The sequence below is a fragment of the Streptomyces adelaidensis genome (assembly GCF_016598475.1).
Lineage (GTDB): Bacteria > Actinomycetota > Actinomycetes > Streptomycetales > Streptomycetaceae > Streptomyces > Streptomyces adelaidensis.
Map to the genome: position 1 here is coordinate 1 of NZ_JAEMUX010000230.1, position 1,475 is coordinate 1,475.

General features: G+C 68.7%; 1 protein-coding gene. It reads left to right on the plus strand.

All coding sequences use genetic code 11. The features are described from left to right. The first annotated feature begins 97 nt into the window (after positions 1-97). A complete protein-coding gene (locus tag I8N67_RS41490) occupies positions 98-1,264 on the plus strand; it encodes an IS4 family transposase (RefSeq protein ID WP_200309508.1) in 1,167 nt (388 codons plus the stop codon). Positions 1,265-1,475: the final 211 nt, after the last annotated feature.

Consider the following 1,475-nt stretch of genomic DNA (forward strand, 5'->3'; position numbering starts at 1 on the left):
CCAACGTCGCTTCCGTAGTGTGATCTTGGTCAGGTAGGGTCCTGATCTTGTGGCGAGTGGGCATATAGCTGGTGAGACTTACCCCGAGCGGACGCGGATGGGGCTGCTGTCGCGGACCTTCACGCCGGAGCTGGTGCATCTGGCGATCGAGGAGACCGGCGTACGGGAGGAACGCACGAAGGCGCTGCCCTCGCATCTGGTGGTGTACTTCACGCTGACGATGTGGCTGTTCACGCACCTGGGGTACGGGGCGGTGCTGCGGGAGCTGGTGGAGAACTTCCCGCTGCGCAAAGGGGAGTTGTGGCGTCCGGCTCGTACCGGGTCGATCACGAAGGCGCGTGCCCGGATCGGTCAGGCGCCGTTGAGGTGGCTGTTCGACCGGGTCGCGGGGGTGCGGGGTACGCGGGCGACGCCGGGGGTGTTCTGGCGTGAGCTGCGGGTAATGTCGATGGACGGGACCTGCTTCGACGTGCCCGACTCCAGCGCGAACGCGGCGGCCTACAGCCGTCCCTCCAACGGTTCGCGGCCCGCTCCGTATCCGCAGGTCCGCATGGTCGCGCTGGGTGAGTGCGGGACCCGGTCGCTGGCCGGTGCGGTCTTCGCCTCCTTCGCCGTGGGCGAGCGGACCCTGGCCCGCCGCCTGCTGCCGCACTTCGCCCCTGGCATGCTGGTGACGGCCGACCGCGGCTTCCCGTCCTTCACGCTGTGGCGTGACGCGCAAGCCACGGGAGCCGAACTGCTGTGGCGCGTCTCGGACTCCTTCTCCCTGCCCGTCGACGAGCGCCTGAGCGACGGCACCTACCTCAGCCACCTCAACGGCCGGCGGCGCGGCGAGCACCTCACGGTCCGTGTCATCGAGTACACCGTCACCACCACCCACACCCGCGCGGACAGCGAAGAGGAACAGACCTCGGAACTGTTCTGCCTGATCACCACCCTGCTCGAGCCCCGGACGGCCCCGGCCCTGGAACTGGCGGAGCTGTATGCGTGCCGCTGGACCAGCGAAACGATCTACAGGCACATCAAGATCGAACAGCGCGGCGGGCGCACCGCCACCCTCCGCTCCAACAGCCCCGCCATGGTCGAGCAGGAACTGTGGGCCATGCTCTGCGTCTACCAGGCTCTGCGTGAACTCGTCTGCGACACCGCCCGGGAACACGGCCTTCCGCCCGACCACATCAGCTTCAAACAGGTCCTCAACGCCGCCCGGCGATCCGTCGGCGCGGCCTTTTCCCCCCGGACAGCTCCGGCGCAAAATCCGTGACGTCCAGGCCGACCTGGCCCGCGAAGCCATCCGCCCCCGCCCCGGCCGATCAGCACCCCGCGCCACCAAGCGCAGCACCCCCGGCTACCGCACCCTCCGCCCCGACGAGCCACCCACCAGCCGCGCCACCCACCACATCCACATCCACCGCCTCGACCCCGAGGAGGAGATCAACGCCGAACTGCAAAATGCCGCTTAGGAAGCGACGTTG

Excerpts from the sequence above, each read along its gene's own strand:
- I8N67_RS41490 (WP_200309508.1), top strand. The coding sequence starts at position 98 with ATGGGGCTGCTGTCGCGGACCTTCACGCCGGAGCTGGTGCATCTGGCG.